We start from the raw sequence: 18,996 nt of genomic DNA, 5'->3' as shown, positions 1-18,996 counted from the left end.
AACTGCAAAATACTTGAACATTTTCATGATGCACCTCCAATGCTTGTAGTCAAGGTATAGAATATATAATTAAAATAAATATCATGTCAATAGATTTTTTTGCTTTTTGATTTGTATATATTTTATGTGTAAAAATAATTGCAACAGAAAAAATTTTGTATATAAAATATAAGTTTTTTATATTGTATAAATTAGATAATGTACAATTGTAAAGAGTGTTGATATGCAAGCATTACAAAGCTTGGTAAGTGTCCCAATTGTTGAGCTTTTGCTAGTATGCAAAAAGATGAAACAAAAATTAAACCAAAAAAATCAGCACAAAAAACCACTTTGACTTCTTGAGTTGCTTTGGAGTCTAAACTTGCACAAAGCTCACAATTTTTTGATATCAAAAATACTGAATTAAAAAGAGTTTACCAAAATTGAATTAAGCAGTGATGAGTTTATCTTTTGGGATGACAACCTTGAATCTGAAAATCTACTATAATACTGCAAATAATCCAAGATTTGATAGAAAACAACAAAATTAGTATTGGATACTTTTCTGGAGAAGAATCGCAAGATCAAATTTATTCTAGACTAAAAAGAATAAAAAAAGATTCTAAATTTCAAAATCTTGATATTTATACAGCCAGTTCTATAGAAGATATAGTTCAAACAATTTCAGAAAAAGATTATGACTTTTTTGTGATAGATAGTATACAAACAATTTATTCCAACAATATAGATTGAATAGCTTGATCTCCTTCTCAAGTAAAATTTTGTTCAGAGAAAATATGAGAGTTTGCAAAACAAAGATGAAAAACTTGTTTTATAATATGACATGTGACCAAATGATGAGAAATAGCAGGTCCCAAGTACTTAGAGCATATAGTAGATATGGTTTCTTACTTAGAATGAGATAGATTTGGGCAGTATAGATTTCTTAGGTCTATGAAAAATAGGTTTGGTAGTACGGATGATATAAGTATTTTTGAGATGTGATTGTTTTGATTAACCCCTGTTTATGATATCAAAGAAAGAATCATAAATACTGCCAATACAAGCATACCCTGAAGTGTTTTTACAATGTGAATAGATAATGGTAGACCCGTGATTGTAAATTTGGAGGTGTTATTGAATAAAACAAACTATAAATATCCTCAAAGAATGGCAGTATGAATAGACAATAATAGACTAAATCTTGTTATAGCAATACTTGAAAGATATTTGAAATTGAATTTGTGATATTTTGATATATATGTAAATTTGCCTTGAGAGTTTAAATTTTATGATAGCGGATTGGATTTGGCTCTAGCAACTGCAATTTTTTCTCAATATCAAAATAAATTGGTTGATAAAAATAGTATTTTTGTGTGAGAAATAGGTTTGGGAGGTCAATTATTGCCAAGTAAACTTCACGAAAAAAGAAAAAATGAAACGCCTGAAGGGTTTAAGTTTGTAGACAAAAAATTATTAAATCATGTGGTTGAGTTGAAAAAAATTTTTTAATATTGACAATGCTTGTTTTTTGTTTATATGTTGTTTATTTATTTTTAATTTTTTATTATGAGGCTGTCTTGTTGTGAGTATTATGAAGAATATAATATAGATCCTAAGCAAAGAGTTGGTCTTATTGTTTATGACTGATGAAATTTATCTTCAGTGGTTAATAATAGACTTAGTGTGTGTTTATGATGAGCATTGCCTGATACTAGTAGAGATATAAAGTTTATATTGGAAATAGATATGCATAATTCATCTGTTCAAAAATTAATGGAAGTTGATAAGTGAATAGTATCTTTAAATTCTGTAATACAACAATTATTTCTTGATGAGGTAAAAAAAATTATTAATGAATGTAATGATGTACAACTGAAAAAAAGGCTTGAAGAATTAAAAACTTATTTGGAGATTTAAAATTAAAAAATCATAATGAATAATAGTTCGGATCGTTGATGATTAGAGATAGAAGAAGTTTCTTATTCTAAATGACTTGATTGAGAGCTTGCAAAAATATTAGATGATTACAATAAGGTTGTATGAGATATAAGAAATTCTAGGATTATTCAAATATTTAAGGAAACTGATTCTTCTTGAAGCTTTGAAGACATAATTACTCATCTTATTAATGGTTGAAGGGTATATATTATGATATGATTCCAGTATAAATGATTTGTTAATACTAAAAGTTTTGATAAAGTTGGCCTTAATGAAATTATTAGAAAAGAAAATGAATGGTTGGGTGATAATGATAATATAAGAATATTTATAAGTGAAGATAATTAATCTATGGAAAGGCTTAGACACTGTGTTTTAGGAAATATAGAAAGTGATAGTTTTAAAGAAAATTTAGAAGAAACAATAAAAGAATGTCTTAGTATAGTTGATAGTTTTGAGAAAAGCTATATTTTATGAAAATTTTTGATATTTTGTAGAAAAAATAATTATGATATTTCTGATGTTTTATTACATTTGTCCAATGGATGATTAGTAAATGTGGATGTTAGAAGTTATTTTATTTCTTCAAAAAAAGATTTTCAAGAAGAAAGAGATTTGACATTTAAGTTTTTAAATTTTTGGCAGTTGCTGTATTATATAGAAAAGCTTGATGATTATTATATAGAAAAGCTTGATGATTATTATATAGAGAGCTATCCCCATTATAATGCAGAAATTATTGATATTGAAATAGTAAATTAGGTTATAAAACATAACCTCAATATTTATTTTTGTAAAATTTTTTTATGGCTTTTGATAATATGCTTAGATTTATAGAATTTTTGGGGAATTTTAACCTTGTAGAAAGAACTATAATGTTGAAATGACAAAACAAATGGGAAAGTGATTCTGAGCATACCTTTCAGCTTGCTGTTTTTTGTTGGTATTTGAATGAGGTTTGGAATATTTGATTGGATACAAATATGATCTTGAAGTATGCTTTGGTTCATGATTTAGTAGAAGTATATGCTTGAGATACTTATTTTTATATGAAAAACTCTTCTGAAGCTGAATATAAAGAGCAAAGAGAAAAACAGGCTAAAGAAAAAATCAAAAATAATTTTTCAGAATTTGTAAGTTTAAATAAGTTTATAGAAAATTATGAAAAAAAAGTTGATGAAGAAAGTAAATTTGTATATGCAGTAGATAAAATATTGCCGGTTATGAATATATATATAGATAATTGAAGAGCATGGAAGCAGTTTTGAGTAAGCTTGGAAATGTTGCTTGATATGAAAACATCAAAAATTACAAAATCAAAACATGCATATCCATTTTGGAGTGATTTCATAAAAAAACTAAAAGAAAATAAATGAAAACTTTTTAATGTTTAGTTTTAAATTAATTCAATTATTTTTTGTTTCAACTGCTCTAGTCATATTTTATTTTCTGCAGAAATGAAAACAGGGTCTAAGTGTTTAAATTCTTTTTTCAGGTTTTGAAGTTGATTGTTATCTATTTTGTCTATTTTATTGAAAACATAGATTCTTTCCTGGTTTGCTTCTATATCTTCTAATATGTCGTCTACTACTCATATTTTTTCTTTTATTCTGCTATCTGAACTGTCTACCACATGTAATAATATATTTGAAAAAATGCTGTCCTCTAGTGTTGAAGAAAAGCAATCAATAAGTTGAGGTGGTAGGTCTTGAATAAAACCAATAGTATCATTCATAAGAATTTCTTTGCCTGAAAAATCGTCTTTTTGTATCCATAATTTACCAACAGTTGTTCATAAAGTAGCAAAAAGCTTGTTTTCAGGTTTTGACTGTTTTTTTGTCATTTTGTTAAGTATAGATGTTTTTCAGGCATTTGTATATCCAACAATACCTACAGTGTCTAGGTTTTTATTTTTTCTTGATTGTCTATGCAGTTTTCTGGTTTTTTTGTGATCTTCAAGTTTTTTTATAATTTTCTTTTCGCTTTCTCTAATGTGTCTTTTCATTATTTGTATATTTGTTTCTCATTTTCATCTTGTTCATATACCTCCTCATTGTCTAGAAAGGTCCATTCACATACGGAAAATTCTTGGTCACATATGCTTAATTGCAGCAAGTTCTATTTGTAACCTTGCTTCAGTACTTTTTGCATGAGCTTCAAATATTTTTAAAATAAGATCAATTCTATCCCATGCTTGTGCATTTATGGATCTCAAATTTTCATTTATATTAAAAATTTGTTGTGGTTTGAGTGTGTTTCATACAATTAGTAATTCACATCACTCAATTTTCATTTGGTTTTTGATTTCTTCTAGTTTGCCTGCTCATACATAAGTTTTATAATCAGGTATTGCTTTTCTTTGATATTTTTTAACAATAGTTAGTCATCAATATGTTGTGATAAGGTTTTCTAGTTCATCCATTCTGGATTTCATTTTTTCAGGAGAAGTGTCTGTAGGAATTACATCAACAAGAAATACTTTTTTTTTCATAAAAAAATTTATAATTTAAACTTAGTTTAATATAATAGAATCTAAGATATTATCAAGTAAAATTGTTTTTATTGTGTTGATAAAAAAAATTTTTTAATTATAAAATATATTATAATTTATGTGATACTATTTGAATTTAAAATGAAATATGATTCTGATATATATGTAGTTGGAGATCTTCACTGAAACCTTCATGCATATTATGAAAACCTAAGATTTTTTGATATTATTGATGATAACTGAAACTGGCAGTGAGGTGACTCTAAATTGATTTTTCTTTGAGATATACTAGCAGACAGACATGAAAATTGATTTCAGATTTTGAATCAAATAGAAAAACTTAAACATCAAGCAAGAAAATGCTGATGAGATGTTGTTTTAATTTTTTGAAATCATGACTATAAATTTATACTTTTTGTTTGTACAGATATATCTTTTAATATGTATAAAACTTCATTTTCCTGACTTTTAGAACTTAGGAAGTTTGCTTGAGAATGATATAGAAATGAAAATGATTTTGAAAAACTTAGAAAAGATCAAATAAATATCCAAAAAAATATTATAAATAAGCAATCATGAAAAGAATTATTGAAAACAATATTTGAAATGAAGCTTGTTCATAGAGAAAATGATATACTGTTCATACATACCAATCCTACCTATGAAATATTACAAAATATTTATGAAGAGTCTCTTGAGAAAATAAATGAAGATTTTCAAAAATGAGTATCAAAGTTGTTTTGTAAAAATTATGACAACAATGATCAAGAAGTTTCAAGATTTTTTGAGTTGGCAATAATGTATCTAATTTTAAACAGAAGAGAAAGTATACCAGAATATGAAAAATGATGAATTTATGATGCCTTACATAGTCTTTGAATAAATTATATAATAAACTGACATAATTGATATTGATGAACAGTTGATAAAAGATGAAAAATTAATATTATTGATATAGACTATAGTTTTGGAAAGTTTGAATGAATTGCAGAAACCCAAAGATCAGTAGCTTTAATTAAAAAAGATTGACAAATATATTTGTGATCTAAGAGTATAAAAATATAGTAAAATGAAATTTGTGCTAACAACTCCTTATTGATTGGAATCTCTTGCATCAAAAGAATTAAAAAAACTTTGATATAATCCAGTTTCATCTACATGAATGGTTTTTTTTGATTGAAAAAAAGAGTCTATACCTAATGTTAATATCAACAGTAGAATTTGAAATAAGCTATATTTAGAAATTTGATCTTGAAGTGTAGAAAAATTTCAGGATTTATTTGAGTTAGTAGATAGTGTAGATTGGAAAAAATATATTCTTTCAGGTCAGTCTGTGCTTGTAAATGCGAACACAAAAAATTCAACAATAACAAGCATTCCTGCAATACAAAAGGCAGGTAAAAAATGAATAATAAAATCGTTGGTTTGAGAAAATTATATGAAAGAAGAAGCAGATTCTCAGCAAATAGAGGTTTTTATATTTATTGATAATAATGTTTGAAAAATTTATCTTAATACTACTTGAGAATGACTTTTTAAAAGATGATACAAAAAACATTTTTCTGAAGCTTGATTGAAGGAAAATGTTGCTGCTTGATTGATATTATTGGCTTGATGGAAGTTTTCAGATTCATTTTATGATTTATTTTGTGGAGCATGAACTATACCCATAGAAGCTGCTATGATAGCTAAAAATATTGCACCTGGTTTGTTTAGAAATTTTGCATTTGAAAGTTTTGACTGGTTTGATGAAGCATTGTTAAAAAAAGAAAAAGAACTTGCAGAAAGTAGGATTTTTACTAGAAATTATAATATTTTTGGATTTGATGTTGATAGTAGTATGATAGACTTTGCCAAGAAAAATGCCAAAAATGCAGGTGTGGAAGCAGATATTAGTTTTGCGAAAAAAGATTTTTTAGAATTTGATTGTAGTAAATTGCAGTGAACTATCTTGAGTAATCCTCCTTATGGTATTAGGCTGACAAACTTTGATACTAAGAATCTGCATAAAAAGCTTGCAAGATGTTTAATTGACAATAATAATGTTAATTGATGATTTTTTACAGTTTATGAAGACGATTTTCTTAATAATTCTAGCTTCAAAAAGAAAAAAATGTTTAATTGACAACAAAAAGCCTGGTTTTACAAAAAAAACTAAGTGCAAACTGAATACAGTTTGCACTTTTGGAATCTATATTAGATTTTTTCTGTAATGCTTTGGATCAAAGACAAAAATAAAATAAAGGAAAATGCCCCTAAAATATCCATGTATTTGTTTTGAAAAAATTTCATAAAAAACTCCTAATGTTATCTTGTTTGGGGAATTTATTATTAATTATTTTATACTGTTTTTCAATTAATTATTTTTGAGGATCCTATGATTGTTATTAATGTAATTAAAAAAATGTGGAGGTTTAAGCTTACTATCCACATTTTGGGTTTATATAGTAATAAATACTTTGAAAAAAAACAATTCCAAATTAATATTCAGGGAGGCTAGGACTCGAACCCAGAGCATCGGCGTCGGAGACCGATATGTTAACCAATTGACACCACCTCCCTATGATAAAAAGCTTTTTTAGTATAATTATTTTTCTTTTTTTTTCAAACTGTGTTAATATTATTTTGTTTTGAAAAAAATGTAATTTTGAATATAAAAAAATGTTTATTAAAAATTCAAATAAAATGGAAAATACAGCTCAATTTTTACTTTACAATCAATTAGATGAAAGGTATATTTTATCAAGTAATGTATTTTATATTCATCATGTTGGGGAAATAAATAATTGATATTATAAAATTAATTTCAATAAATATTCAAAAATAATTGATTATGCATGATGAAAGTACTTAATACAAAAAATTAAAAAAAAATGATATAATTGAAGATTTTTTTTGGCAAAATCATATACAAGTTGAATAAGAGAATACTGTAAACAGTTATGAATAAATACTATAATAATAGTTAAACCTACTGAATATTATTTTTATAAAAATCTGTTGAAAACAAAAGAAAAATTAGAAAAAGAATGAATTAATATAATTTTCAAAGAAGACAAGCAATCTTTCTTGCTTTCAGAAAAAGAATTTAAGTGGAAATTCAAAAAAGCCCCATTATTAGAAAATTTCTATAGATATATGAGAAAAAAATATAATATATTAATGAACTGAGAAAATCCTGAATGATGACAACGAAATTTTGATAAAATGAATAGAAAATTTGATAAGAATCATAGTGTCACAAAGCAGTGTAAATTAAAAATGAATAAATATTTTGAACAAGCATGTGATTATTACTCATTCTATCCAGAACATATATTGCCAACAAATAGAGAAGAAGCCATAGAGAGTTTAGATTTTTTTGTAGAAAATAATCTTGATAATTTTTGAGCTTTTCAGGATGCTATGTATACATATGATCCATTTGTTTTTCATAGTCTACTATCTAGTAGTATAAATTTTTGATTTATTTCTCCAATGGAGGTGATCAAAAAAATAGAAAATTCAAATACTGAAATTCAAAATAAAGAAGGTTTTATAAGACAGATTCTATGATGGAGAGAATATATGTTTCATTTTTTTAATTTATACAAACAAGATTTGTATAAAATGAATTTTTTTGGTCATAAGAAAGGCTTGCCTGATTTTTTCTGGGATTGAAGAAAACTATCAGGAGTCAAATTAAACTGTATTAAATCAAGTATATCTAATGTTCATACTTATAATTACTGACACCATATAGAAAGGTTAATGATAATATGAAACTATTCATTGCTAACTAAGACAGATCCTCAAGAACTAAATAAGTGGTTTTGGGAAAGTTATGTAGATGCATTTGAGTGGGTGGTAACTCCAAATGTCTTGGCAATGAGTCAGTATGCAGATTGATGAAAAATGGCTACAAAGCCATATATATCAAGTGCAAACTATATATCAAAAATGTCAAATTTTTGTGATTCTTGTTATTATGACAAAAAAGAAAAATATTGAGAAAAAGCTTGTCCATTTAATTACTTATACTGGAATTTTATAAACGACAATATTGAGGTTTTTAAATCTGCTAGACAGTCATTTGTAATAAAAAATTTAGAAAAGATTGATATAGAAAAAATTAAGAAAAATGCCCAAAATTATTTATAATTGTTTGGTTGAAAGTTATTTTGATTGTTTGTATTTTTTGTAATTAATATTTTATTTTAAATTTTACTTGTTGTTTTTGACCACCAACTCTACTAGCTTGGCCAAATCCAAGTCCTTGCTGTCAAAGTTTTTTCATTCTACAAAGCTATAAAATCTATCCAAGGATTTCTTCTTATCCAAATTAATAAAAAATTCTATCAGAATATCATACAATCAATACCTGTCTTTAGTGCTAAATAAGTCTTGATTTTTTCCCATAAATTCTCTTGCTTCGTCAAATCTTTGTTTTGATAATAAATATTCAATATAGGCATAGTTTTTTTGGTCTTGTGATAGTTTCTGATAATCAAGATCTGCTAAAAATTCTTTGCTGTGCTTTTCTTCTCAATCAAATACTGTTCCCCAGTAGTTAATATTGTTACTTACACAAAATCTAGGGCATCATTGCTCAAGCATTGGGCAGTTTGTGCATTTTGGAAGTAATAGATAGTGGTTTTTGAAAAACTCTGTTTGTAGTATACTTATCCATCTAAGTTGTTTCATAGTATTTTTTTGGATATTGTATTCTCATTGTTCATTTCAATAATTGTACAAAGCATAGCAAGTGCTATATTGTCATTTTGTTTGTACTTCATCGTTTGGCAGACTACAGCCATGTATTATTCCATCATTTTCTCTTATACTTGAAATTGTTTTTGGATCGAAAATGCACCAACCAGCGCCGCAATCAAAATATATTTTTTTTCACATACTATGTAATTTTGCAATTATCTCGTCTATTACTTTCCCTAGTTTTTGATATTTTGGCCATAAGTCTTTGTGAAATACATAAGTTTTTCTATTTCTCAATTCTGGCAATATAGTGTTTTCTATTCATATTCTTATCATATCATCCATATGCGGAAACCTTTCTACCAAATCATATATGAAATTATAGCTTATCTCAGGGTCAAAAATATTAAAAGAAAATCTAATATTTGGTTTTTGGAGTTCTTCAAGGTTTTGAATAGTATTTTCCCAAAGCTTATCGTTCATTCAAGAATACCCCCTATCGTCAGGGCTGTTGATATTTGTCATACAACTAAGATAGCCGTTATCAAAATAATGTTTTAGGAATTTTCTAGTATCTTCATCAAAAGACAAGTTTGATAAAAGATATATTTTGAAATTATCGTTGGTAGCACTTCTTACAAATTTTTTGAAACTAGGATGCAATGTAGGTTCTCAACCACTTAGACAAATACTTTTGTCCTCTTTTTTATTTTGGAAAAACTGATTCATCCTACTAAGGTATTTGTAGAAGTCTTCGTCTTTCAAAAAAAATCAATCTTTGTTGATCTTTGCCTCATTTTGATGAACTTTATCAAAGCAGTAAGTACAATTAAGTGAGCATAGTTTGGTTATTTGAAGAACTGACATTTGTTTTGCTGTTTATTTAAATTGTGGCTTATTATAATTAAAATTGTTTAATATTCAAATTATATATGAAAGAGTCTATTGTAAGCTAGGAGGGGTTAGTTTTTAAAAAATTAAATTTCTTTTTTTATTATTTTTGCTGTTCATTGGTTTGCATTTACTTCTAATGTATCATTGTCTGAAATTACTTGTGTTGCATTAACTGTTCATATTATACAAGGTATATTTACTCTTCTATAATTAATTTTTTTGCTATTTCAAGGATTTCATCAAGATTGTTGAAAATAAATAAAAAATATTTAATATTCTCATGAATATCTTTAATTTTTTGGAATATTGTACTATGGATCTAGAGGCCTTTTGAATAAAATTATTAAAAAAACACTGACTAAGTGAAACTATAATAAATCATAGTATTTGAGTTTCTCATATAGCTTATGAATTAGCAACAAAAATCAATTCAAAAGCTGCTGAAGAGATAGTAGACTCCAAAAAGCTTTATCTAGCTTGATTATTGCATGATATTTGAAAATCCAGAGAATGAATGCATGAATTCAATAGTGTTGATATACTAAAAGAAGAAGGGTTAGAAGAGCTTTCAGAAATTATAATGCATTGATTTGTTTATGAGCACTTTAAACTAAAATGAAGAGAAGATAAAGGTTTATTGCCAAAAACTTTAGAACAAAAAATACTTTGTTTAGCTGATATGTATTGTGACCAAAATCAAAAAAAAGTTAGTATAGGTGAAAGATTTGATGATATTTTTGAAAGATGTTCTAATGATAAAGATTTTTTGAAAGTTGTAGAATTAGCAAAACCAAGAATACTTAAATTGGAAGAAGAAATTAATTCTTTAATAAACTAACAGCAAAAAATGATATTATTAAATTTTGTTTATAGGTTTAATAGCAAAAAACTATAAAAACACTATTATTTTTATCTTGAATTAGGAAGTGATATAAATATGATGAAATTGATTTATTTGTCTAACACAATAAATCATGCAAAACTCAAATATGCCAAAAATAGCAATAATATCTGACTTTTCAAAAACATTAACCTCAAAGGATAATCCTACAACTTGGTCTGTTTTTGCCAAGTCTGGACTTTTGGGAGAGAAGTATACAAAAGAAAGAGATCAATATTACAATGAGTATCACCAATTTGAATTGCAGTGAGATGTAGAAAAAACAAAACAATGGTGGAGCAAGCATTTAGATTTATTCGTGAAGTACTGACTAAATAAAGAATTAATAGACAAAATAACAAAAGATAAAAATTATTTTGCTCCCAGAGAATGACTAAACGAGCTGGTCTCTTATGTAACTAAAAATAATGTTAATTTTTTCATAATCTCTTCTTGAGTTTCTGATTTCATAAAATCATTTCTAAAATGACAAGATATTGCCTTGGATAATATCAAAATATATTGAAATGAGATAACTTATGATGATGAAAATAAAGTGGTTTGATTTGATAAAAGTTCTGTTATAACAACAATAAACAAGTATGATCATAATATAGACTTAGAAGATTACCAAAAAGTGGTTTTGCTTGGTGACGATAAAACTGACCTAGATATGTATCAAGGAGAATGTTTAAAAATATGATTTTGCGATCAAGATGTTGCCGGATATGATGTATATCTATGAAAAGATTGAAGTCTTAATGATGTAGTAAATATTTTGGAAGATTTATAATATTGTGAAATACAATATTAACAATTAACTTTAAAATATCAACATAACTCTAAAAGTAGAATTATCATTTTTTAGTATAATAAATTAGGATCTTGATTACAATTTGTTAATTAATATAAGAGTATATGAATAAAGAACCGCAATCTGAGCGGATATAAAGTTAAAAAAATAGTGAAATGTTTTAGTGTTGATTTAACAGAAACACAAACATCAAAACTTTTGTGAATATCGAGAAAGACTATTAATAGGTTTTACAAGATATTTAGAGAAATAATATATGAGTATCAATGCAATTTGTTTGAAGAACTTAAGATGAAATGAGATATTGAAATGGATGAAAGCTACTTTGGAGCTAAGAGAATAAGATGATTCAAATGAAAACTGAAAAGATGAAGATGAACAAGAAAACAACCGGTATTTTGAATAATGAAAAGGAACTGAGAAATATATATAGAAATAATACCAAAATGTAGTTCTAAGATACTGGAAGAGATAATACTAGATAAAGTTGATAAAGAATCAAGTGTGCATAGTGATTATTGGAAGTGATATGATTGACTGGTAGATGTATGATATTATAAGCATTATAGAGTGAAACATTGAGATAATGAGTTTGGTAAGTGATGATGAGTTCATATAAACTGAATGGAAAACTTTTGGGGATTCACAAAGAGAAGATTAAGCAAGTTTAATTGATTTAAAGTTAATTTTGAAGCACACCTAAAAGAATGTGAGTTTATATATTGAAAGACAGAACTTGAAATAGAGAAGAAAATGATTAAACTGATTAAAATTTATTTCAAATAGGATACTTTTTATTTAAAATTGTAACCTAGAGCCTTAAATTTTACAAGAATCATCTTTAATTCTTGCCAATCATAGTTTTGACCATTCTATAGTTCATCATTTTATGCTATAAGCATTATATCATCTATTTTGTAGTTTAGATGCTATTTCATTTGATTTTCATCCATATTCACATATTAAATAGATTTCTTTATTTTTTTTATTGGTTAAGTAGTCTTCTATATCTTTGGGTTCAATATTAATGCTATTTGGTATTTTAAAGTGTTTAAATTGTTTTTTGTTTCTTATGTCAATTAAAATACAATTAATATTTGTTTTTATATTTTCTTTATTCTTAATTTTTTCCCATATACTATTATTTGTTTCTTTAAAAAATATGTTAAAAAATTTTTTGCTATCTATTTGTATATTTTTTTCTATATTTTTAATATCAAAACTTTTTAATAAATGCTTGTTTTTTATATCAGGAAAAAGTTCTTCATCTAAATATTTAAAATAGTCTTTTATATATAAAAAAGGTAAATCACAACAAACAAAAACAATATTAATACTTCATTTTTTTTCTTTTAAATCAATTATTTTTTCATAATTATTTTTTATAAATTGAAACACTCATTCTAAGTTCATTCATGAACTGGGTCATGAAATTATTCAGTTTCTTGATAAAATTAAACTTTGCATATATGCTCTTTTGGTTCAAACACTTTCCAGATAATCTAATTTTTCAGATCGATTAAATGATATTTGATTCAACAAATTTTCAGTTCTTGGTCAAGGTATTGGGTTATTTGGTTTTCTTACAACTCATATAGATTCTATTTTATTATTTTTTTCTTTTAAATATTCAATTGTTCATAAAAATGTTCATGTAGTACCTACTCAAGCACAAAAATAATTAATTTCTCATTCCATTTGTTCATAAATTTGTGGTCAGGTATAATCATAATGTCATTGTGGATTATGTTTGTTTTCATACTGGCCAAAGTTTATGTATTCTTCACTTTCTCAAAGTTTTTTTGCTATATTTATAGAGCTTGATTTATCATTTGGATTCGGGCATATAGGTTCTTGATTTATAATTACTTTGGAGCCAAAAAATCTAAGCATATCAAGCTTACCTTGGCCTACTTCTTCTGATGCATAACTAATCATTCATGGATATCACATAACTTTCCCCATTACACATAGAGAATAAGCAGTATTTCAAGAAGAACTTTCTACTATAATTCTAGTGCTATCATTTTCATTTGTAATCATATTGTATGCTGGAATTGATTTTACATTATATAATGGCAAGTTTTGTAAAAGTTTAGCATATATATGAATTCATTCATTTTCATATCTATTTATAGTTTGTGGTAGTTGAATCAATGGTGTCGTATGATTTTGAGGATTTAGATAATTTTTAATGCTATCTGGTCATCTGAATACATTTTCCATACATTTAGTTTTTTGCTTGTAAAGTTATATCTCAGACTCTTCTTATCACATATGCTTGTTGTGCATATTTTATGTGTAGATTTTTTAGGTTTTCTAATATACATTTATCTTTATAATCACTCTCTGTATTTATTATTTTTTCAAAACTATCTTTGTAATTTGTATCATCTATGTATAAATATTTTCCAAAAAGTGATTTTTGTCTTATTATCTTGTTTTTTTGTAACAATATTTCTGCTTTTTTTCAAATTTGATCTTGGATATGCTCAAGTTCTTCTTCATCTTCATAGTTATTTATTGCAACATAAACATTGTCATATGTTTTTGCATCTTTTGCTAAGTTTATAAAATCTTTAGCAACTTTTATAGATTCTTGGGTTGGGTTCACTATAAGTATTATTTTATTGAATTGGGCATGTAGACTATTTGAGAATGCATCAGTTCAAGCTGACATGTCAGCAACTAAATATTGCTCTTTTTCTAGTTTTGTATGAGATAGTATATTTTCAAATATTGATAAATTGTTGTGATAACAGCTAGTTCAGATTCAATCACTTTCATATTTTCATACATAAAAAAAGTATCAGCTTCATATTTTTTGTGAATAATTTTTTATAATATAATTTTCATCATTTATTTTTAAAAAACTTGATCATTTTGATGGTGGAGTTGTTTTTACAAAATGACTTGGTGATTGTATTTTATCATTATTTCATATCAAATACTTTTTAATATTATATGTATTGTCTGTGTTTGATAGTGCTAAATTTCATTTAGCTTCCAAATTCATATTTTGAAAATAATTAATATTTATGTCAGCATCAAATCATAATACTGGAAGATCTTTATCCAATAAAAATTTTGTAAACAAGCTTGATATAGTGCTTTTCCCACTTCATCATTTTCATACAAAAGCTATTTTCATATATTATACTAACAATTAAAAAAAATAATATATATAAATTTTACACAAAATCAACACAATTTTTTGTTGAAATTATGAAATAAAAACTTAATATACAATTGTTTATTTTAAAATATTTATTATGAACTTAATAAATTGCTTCAATTGTTGAAACAAACTTAATAAAAACTGAAAGCTAAAATCTTGATGACAAAGATATAGATGTTTTTCTTGTAACAAAACTTATACTCAATGATGAACAAGATGAACTTATACACCAGAGTTTAAAGAAAAAATAATTGATTTTTATTGTCACAAAAAAGTATCAGCTAGAAAACTAGCTAAAAAATTTAATGTGTCTACTTTTTCTTTGGTAAATTGGGCAAAACAACACAGGAAAAACTGTAAAAAATGTAACTAAAAATTAATTTAATTTTTATCCTAGTAATAAAATTAGCAAATTTTAAAATTATTGAAATTAATTATCCCTGTAATATTTTTTGATAATATCTGTAAGTTTTAGTTCTTTAAGTAGATTTTCATCTATTTTTGAAGGAGCTCATACCATCATATCTTGAGCTTTACCAGATTTTGGGAAAGCATAAATATCTCTTATATTTTCTCTGTCCACCAAAAGCATCATTAATCTGTCAAAACCAAAAGCAAATCATCCATGTGGAGGTGGGCCATACTGGAATGCCTCAAATAATACTGCAAATTTTTCTTTTACATAATCTTCATCTTTTCCAGTAAGTTCAAAAGCTTTTACTAATATATCAGGTCTGTGGTTTCTTATAGCTCAAGATAGTAGTTCATAACCATTACATGCCAAATCATATTGGTAAGCTTTTATTTCTAGTGGATCCTGATTTTCCAAGGCTTCCATTCCTCATTGAGGCATACCAAAAGGGTTGTGAGAAAAGTCTATTTTTCAAGTGTCTTCATCAAGCTCATAAAATGGAAAGTCTGTAATCCAACAAAAAGCCAACTCACTATCATCCAAACTTAAATATTTATTTGCCAGATCTGTTCTTACTGTCCCAAGTACTTTATTTACTATTTTTCTTGTGTCTGCTCAAAAGAAAATCATTTCTCAAGTTTGTGGCTGCATAGTTTCTTCAAGTTTTTGTAGTTCTTCATCAGAGAAAAATTTGAGTATAGGAGATCTTGGGCCATCTTCTTCATATATTATATAAGCAAGTCATTTTGCTCCATTATCCTGAGCTACTTGGGTGATTTCGTCTATTTCTTTTCTAGTTAGAGTTTTTTCAAATTTTAAAGCTTTTATTACTCAGTTTTTTTCCAAAGCTTGTTTGAATACACTAAATTCTGTATTTGAGAAGATATCACTTAGATCGTGTATTTTCATATCATACCTGATGTCAGGTTTATCTGACCCATAATATTCTATTGCTTCTTGATAAGTAAGCCTATGAATTTTGTTGTCTTTTATTGTTTTGTGAGGTGCAATATTGTTTATCAAATCTTTGATAAAATCTTCACATATTTGTAGTACATCTTCTTGTTCTACAAAACTTAATTCAGCATCTATTTGATAAAACTCACAACTGTGTCTGTCTGCTCTTGGGTCTTCATCACGAAAACATGGTGCTATCTGAAAATATTTGTCTACTCCTCCTACCATCAAAAGCTGTTTGTATATTTGTGGGGCTTGAGGTAGTGCATAAAATTTACCAGGGTGCAAACGAGAAGGTACTATGTAGTCTCTTGCTCATTCTGGTGAACTTACAGTGAAAAGTGGTGTTTGTACTTCCAAAAAATCTTTTTGTACAAACCAGTTTCTTACAAAATGATTCATTTTTGCTCTAAATTTTATATTTTCAAGCACACTGTTTCTTCTAAGATCTAGATATCTTTGTTTGTATCTTACATCTTCGCTGATATCGCTATAATCGGATATTTCAAAAGGTGGCGTTTTTGACTTTGAAAGTATTTGTATGTCATTGCATATAATTTCAATTTTTCAAGTATTAAGTTTTGGGTTTTCTTGTCATTGTGGTCTGTATCTTACTTTTCAGTTTATTTGGATAGCATATTCTGGTCTGACTGAGTCAGCAACTCCCCAACTATTCTTGTCATGTTCTGGGTCAAAAACAATCTGAGTAATTCAGTATCTGTCCCTAAGGTCGATAAAAATAATTCCTCCATGGTCTCTTCTGTTTGATACCCATCAGCATAGTTTTACTTCTTCCTCAATATTTGTTTCGTTTAGTTGTCAACAGTTGTGTGTTCTAAGCATTCTAAAAAAGTTTAATATAATAAATAAAAATAAAAATATTTATAAATATTTTGGCAGTGTTTTCAAATGAAAATTATTTGTAAAGATAATTTTATTGTATTTCAATAACAAACAAATATTTTGTTTTCTTAAAAAGATGTGATTTATTTTATAATAAATTTTGGTTTGGTAGCATAAGGTTTTAACTTAATATAATCTCTAAAGCCTAATATAAGTTTAGATAAGGTTTATTGTTTTCTATAAAAACTTGAAAAGATTTATCAAATCCTTAAAAAAAGGGAAAGGGTTTATATTTTTAAATTAAATTAATATGACTTATGATCACAACTCAATAGAATCCAAATGGCAGCAATTCTGGGAAGAAAATAAAACATTCAAAGTAGAAGTAGACCATAGCAAACCAAAGTTTTATGCCTTGGATATGTTTCCATATCCTTCAGGTGCAGGAGTGCATGTAGGTCATCCAAAATGATTTGTAGCAAATGATATAATAGCAAGATACAAAAATGCTAATTGATATAATGTGCTTCATCCTATGGGTTGGGATGCTTTTGGTCTTCCTGCAGAAAATTATGCAATAAAAACTTGAACTCATCCAAGTGTTATTACCAAACAAAACATTCAAAGGTATAGAGAGCAGATAAAAAGCATCTGATTTTCTTATGATTGGGATAGAGAAATTGACACTACTGACCCCAACTATTACAAATGGACTCAGTGGATTTTCCAAAAAATGTTTGAAAATTGACTTGCTTATGAACAGGATTTACCAATCAACTATTGTCCAAGCTGTAAAACATGACTTGCCAACGAAGAAGTTCTTAACGATTGAACTTGTGAAAGATGTGGAGAAACTGCAGAGAAGAAACAGATTAGACAGTGGGTTTTGGCTATTACCAAATATGCAGATAGACTTTTGAATGATGTAGACAAGTTAGACTGGCCAGAGTCTATCAAGCAAATGCAGAGAAATTGGATATGAAAATCAGAATGAACTCAATTTAGAATGTATGATGAGAATTGAAAAAATTTTATAGAAGTATACACTACTAGAATAGATACAGTCTTTGGTGTAACTTATGCTGTAATTGCTCCAGACCATTCTGATGTAGACAACTTTATTCAAGACGAACACAAAAATAGTTGCAAAGAGTATATCAACAAAGCCCAAAATAAAGCAGAGTTTGATAGGACTGAAGCAAAAGAAAAAACTTGAGTTTTTACTTGATCTTATGTAATCAACCCTTTCAACAACGAAAAAGTTCCTCTATGGATTTGAGATTATGTTTTGTGAAATTACTGAACTTGAGCTGTGATGGCAGTACCAGCTCACGATGAAAGAGATTATGAGTTTGCCAAAAAATATGGTCTAGAAATAAGAAATGTTGTTGCTCCTTATTTTGAGCCAGAAAAAGATGAAGATTTTGTTAGAGAAGACAAGCCTACAGTCCAAAGACATCTTGTTGTTTGAGTTCTGCTAAACAAAAACAAAGATAAAGTTTTTGTCTTGGACTGGGAAAAGTTCAACTGGAAAAGCTTTTTGGTGTGAGGCAAAGAAGAATGAGAAAGTCTTGAAGAAGCTGTAATAAGAGAAGTAAGAGAAGAGTCTGGTTATCAAAATGTAAAGATAGTTAAGAAACTATGAGGACAAGTTCAAACCAAATTTTTTGCCAAACACAAAGACGAAAACAGACATGCAGTATTGGATTGATTTTTGCTTGAGTTGGAAGATGAGAGCTACCAAGAGCCTGACTATGAAGAAACCAAAAATCACAACTGATTTTGGTTGGATGTAGACAAGGTAGACAATTTTATAAATCTACAGAATCACAAGATATTCTGGGATTATTATCAAAACTGAGATGGTGCTTACACAGAAGATTGAATTTTAGTTGATTCTTGAGATTTTGATTGA

General features: G+C 26.8%; 17 protein-coding genes, 1 tRNA gene and 1 pseudogene. 13 read left to right on the top strand and 6 right to left on the bottom strand.

Translation table 25 applies throughout. The annotated features are described in order from the left end of the window. Positions 1-198 precede the first annotated feature (198 nt). The 5 genes from HLG78_RS02280 to HLG78_RS02260 are packed head-to-tail and all read left to right on the top strand — an operon-like array spanning position 199 to position 3,314. Entirely contained in the window at positions 199-1,491 is a 1,293-nt protein-coding gene (locus tag HLG78_RS02280) for an AAA family ATPase (protein WP_231180511.1), read from the top strand. A gap of 57 nt (positions 1,492-1,548) precedes the next feature. After that, positions 1,549-1,899 (top strand): hypothetical protein, encoded by a 351-nt coding sequence (locus HLG78_RS02275; protein ID WP_231180509.1) that lies wholly within the window; start codon positions 1,549-1,551, stop codon positions 1,897-1,899. A gap of 15 nt (positions 1,900-1,914) precedes the next feature. Next, on the top strand, positions 1,915-2,268 hold the full coding sequence (locus tag HLG78_RS02270; RefSeq protein ID WP_231180507.1) for a hypothetical protein: 354 nt from the start codon (positions 1,915-1,917) through the stop codon (positions 2,266-2,268). A gap of 3 nt (positions 2,269-2,271) precedes the next feature. Beyond that, complete coding sequence (locus HLG78_RS02265) at positions 2,272-2,682, top strand: hypothetical protein (RefSeq protein WP_231180505.1); 411 nt, start codon at positions 2,272-2,274, stop codon at positions 2,680-2,682. A gap of 44 nt (positions 2,683-2,726) precedes the next feature. Continuing rightward, complete coding sequence (locus HLG78_RS02260; RefSeq protein WP_231180503.1) at positions 2,727-3,314, top strand: HD domain-containing protein; 588 nt, start codon at positions 2,727-2,729, stop codon at positions 3,312-3,314. Between the two features lie 2 nt (positions 3,315-3,316). On the opposite strand, the gene hflX is transcribed toward HLG78_RS02260, so the two are convergent. Then, positions 3,317-4,411, bottom strand: coding sequence for a GTPase HflX (hflX, locus tag HLG78_RS02255; RefSeq protein WP_231180501.1), 1,095 nt, complete (start codon positions 4,409-4,411; stop codon positions 3,317-3,319). Between the two features lie 141 nt (positions 4,412-4,552). Here hflX and HLG78_RS02250 point away from each other — a divergent pair, with 141 nt between their 5' ends. After that, the gene (locus HLG78_RS02250) at positions 4,553-5,476 is read left to right on the top strand and encodes a metallophosphoesterase (RefSeq protein WP_231180421.1); all 924 of its coding nucleotides are present in this window, start codon (positions 4,553-4,555) and stop codon (positions 5,474-5,476) included. 4 nt (positions 5,477-5,480) lie between these two features. Continuing rightward, positions 5,481-6,569 (top strand): THUMP domain-containing class I SAM-dependent RNA methyltransferase, encoded by a 1,089-nt coding sequence (locus HLG78_RS02245; RefSeq protein WP_231180395.1) that lies wholly within the window; start codon positions 5,481-5,483, stop codon positions 6,567-6,569. Positions 6,570-6,899: 330 nt separating this feature from the next. Here the strand turns inward: HLG78_RS02245 and HLG78_RS02240 are convergent. After that, positions 6,900-6,973 (bottom strand) — tRNA-Arg (locus HLG78_RS02240). Between the two features lie 123 nt (positions 6,974-7,096). Between HLG78_RS02240 and HLG78_RS02235 the strand changes: the two genes are divergently transcribed. Beyond that, positions 7,097-8,551, top strand: coding sequence for a cryptochrome/photolyase family protein (locus tag HLG78_RS02235; RefSeq protein ID WP_231180393.1), 1,455 nt, complete (start codon positions 7,097-7,099; stop codon positions 8,549-8,551). Between the two features lie 63 nt (positions 8,552-8,614). Here HLG78_RS02235 and HLG78_RS02230 read toward each other — a convergent pair whose 3' ends face one another. Beyond that, entirely contained in the window at positions 8,615-9,970 is a 1,356-nt protein-coding gene (locus tag HLG78_RS02230) for a radical SAM protein (RefSeq protein ID WP_231180391.1), read from the bottom strand. 340 nt (positions 9,971-10,310) lie between these two features. On the opposite strand from HLG78_RS02230, the gene HLG78_RS02225 reads away from it, so the two are divergent. The 3 genes from HLG78_RS02225 to HLG78_RS02215 all read left to right on the top strand — a co-directional run bounded on the left by HLG78_RS02225 (position 10,311) and on the right by HLG78_RS02215 (position 12,477). Next, the gene (locus tag HLG78_RS02225) at positions 10,311-10,835 is read left to right on the top strand and encodes an HD domain-containing protein (protein ID WP_231180389.1); all 525 of its coding nucleotides are present in this window, start codon (positions 10,311-10,313) and stop codon (positions 10,833-10,835) included. A 136-nt stretch (positions 10,836-10,971) separates the two neighbouring features. Then, complete coding sequence (locus HLG78_RS02220) at positions 10,972-11,670, top strand: HAD family hydrolase (protein ID WP_231180387.1); 699 nt, start codon at positions 10,972-10,974, stop codon at positions 11,668-11,670. Positions 11,671-11,841: 171 nt separating this feature from the next. Continuing rightward, entirely contained in the window at positions 11,842-12,477 is a 636-nt protein-coding gene (locus HLG78_RS02215; RefSeq protein WP_231180385.1) for an IS1595 family transposase, read from the top strand. A gap of 33 nt (positions 12,478-12,510) precedes the next feature. Here HLG78_RS02215 and HLG78_RS02210 read toward each other — a convergent pair whose 3' ends face one another. Next, positions 12,511-13,917 (bottom strand): pyridoxal-phosphate dependent enzyme, encoded by a 1,407-nt coding sequence (locus tag HLG78_RS02210; protein WP_231180383.1) that lies wholly within the window; start codon positions 13,915-13,917, stop codon positions 12,511-12,513. Positions 13,918-13,921: 4 nt separating this feature from the next. After that, a complete protein-coding gene (locus HLG78_RS02205) occupies positions 13,922-14,842 on the bottom strand; it encodes a nucleotide-binding protein (protein ID WP_231180381.1) in 921 nt (306 codons plus the stop codon). Positions 14,843-14,963: 121 nt separating this feature from the next. Here HLG78_RS02205 and HLG78_RS02200 point away from each other — a divergent pair, with 121 nt between their 5' ends. Continuing rightward, positions 14,964-15,242, top strand: coding sequence for a transposase (locus HLG78_RS02200; RefSeq protein ID WP_231180355.1), 279 nt, complete (start codon positions 14,964-14,966; stop codon positions 15,240-15,242). Between the two features lie 57 nt (positions 15,243-15,299). Here HLG78_RS02200 and aspS read toward each other — a convergent pair whose 3' ends face one another. Then, the gene (gene aspS, locus HLG78_RS02195; RefSeq protein WP_231180256.1) at positions 15,300-17,081 is read right to left on the bottom strand and encodes an aspartate--tRNA ligase; all 1,782 of its coding nucleotides are present in this window, start codon (positions 17,079-17,081) and stop codon (positions 15,300-15,302) included. Between the two features lie 310 nt (positions 17,082-17,391). Between aspS and leuS the strand changes: the two are divergent. Beyond that, positions 17,392-18,477: pseudogene (gene leuS, locus HLG78_RS05435) on the top strand (leucine--tRNA ligase); the annotation flags it as partial. Between the last annotated feature and the right edge of the window lie 519 nt (positions 18,478-18,996).

The sequence above is a fragment of the Candidatus Absconditicoccus praedator genome (assembly GCF_021057185.1).
In the GTDB taxonomy this organism is placed as follows: domain Bacteria; phylum Patescibacteriota; class Gracilibacteria; order Absconditabacterales; family Absconditicoccaceae; genus Absconditicoccus; species Absconditicoccus praedator.
Note: the sequence above shows the minus strand (reverse complement) of the source record. Positions and strands in the feature narration are given on the sequence as shown.